1 protein-coding gene is annotated in these 1,420 nt (G+C 75.4%); it reads right to left on the bottom strand.

Translation table 11 applies throughout. The features are described 5' to 3' along the window. On the bottom strand, positions 1 to 1,420 hold a 1,420-nt coding region (locus tag CAP_RS43275; protein WP_044252730.1), incomplete at both ends, for a DUF2169 family type VI secretion system accessory protein.

Below are 1,420 nucleotides of genomic sequence, written 5' to 3'. Positions count from 1 at the left end.
GCCGCGCCCGCCGCGCCCGCGCCCGCGCCGGCTGCGCTCTCCGCGCTCGATACACCGCCTGCGCCTGGAGGGAGCGGCGCTCCCGCGGCCACCGCGGCCGGCATGATCCCCGCTGCCGCGAGCCGATCCCGCACGGCCGCCGCCCGGGGATCGCGCGTTCCGGATTTGCCCGTGTCGTTCGCGGGCCCTGGCGCGTCAGGCTCCTGCGCCACCGCGGCGAGGGGCAGCCGCGCGGCCTGGTAGCGCCCGAGGACCTCCTCGTCGTCCGCAGGCTTCGCGCCCCGCTCTTCGAGCATCACGAACAGCTCGGCGAGCTCACTCGCCTCGTCGTCCTGCACCTCCAGCACCCCGCGCCACACCAGGGTCAGCTTCAGCGCCTCGGGCTCCAGGTGCACCGTGTCGAGGCGCAGCAGCACCTCGCGCAGGGCGCCACCGGCGGCGGCGGTGTGCTGCGCGAAGCAGCGTGGCCTCACCCCGGGCAGCGTCCCGCGCAGGGTCGGGTGCTCCGGGTGCATTCCCACCAGCTCGAAGGGCTCATCGCCCGCGAGCGCGTCGAGCTGCTGCTCGGGAGGGGCGTGCTGGAGCGCGGCGGGATCGAGGTCCTCGGGGAAGTAGGGCCACCGCGTGGAGAGCCAGCGCGCGTCGAACGTCCCGAGCTTCGAGGCGCGCTGCGGGAAGCCCGGCGGGACGGGGCCGAGCGCGATGGGCGGCGGTACGTCCTCCGGCCGGATCACGGGGCGCCGCGGATCCTCCAGGTTGGGCAGCGCGACGGGCTGACCGTCGCGCGTCGGCGCGCCAAGGCCCCGGCCAAGAGGGTTCTCCGCGGAGCCCGGCCCTCCGAACGCCCGCTCGACGTCGAGCGGCATCCGCTGGAAAGGCTGCGGCTTCGACGGCATCGGTACCGGCGTGACCACCCCCGGGATCCAGATCCGGTCCCCGATCACGGCGACCACCCGCTCGATGCGGTGAGGTGCTTTCCCGAGACGCAGCGCGACCTGCATCACCGGCACCGGCCCCCCGATCGCGTGCGCGTGGCCGGAGACCGTGACGTCGGCCTTCGCCTTGAAGACCGTGACGTCGGACGGGTACACGAGCGCGCGCGCCGGATCGTCGCCCGCGTGCCGATCGCCGAGCGGCACGTCGCCCTCCTCGCGGAGGCGCGCCGGGCCGCCCTGGACCAGGTCGAAGGTGCCCTTGACGACCACCGTGCGCGAGGCGATCGGAGGCCTGAGCTGCCACGGCACGGTGAACGCGGCGAGCGGCGTGCGGTTCACGATGGGAAGGCTGTCGGAGACGCGCGGGGGCAGCGCGATCCCACGCACGGGATCCGCTTCCTTCACCCCGCTCCCCTCGGCCATCACCAGGTGGAAGAAGCGCGCCGCCGCGGCTGGTGCGGCCGGTGCGGCCGGTGCGGCCGGTG

Origin of the sequence: Chondromyces apiculatus DSM 436, assembly GCF_000601485.1 — a bacterium.
Taxonomy (GTDB): Bacteria; Myxococcota_A; Polyangia; order Polyangiales; family Polyangiaceae; genus Chondromyces; species Chondromyces apiculatus.
Note: the sequence above shows the minus strand (reverse complement) of the source record. Positions and strands in the feature narration are given on the sequence as shown.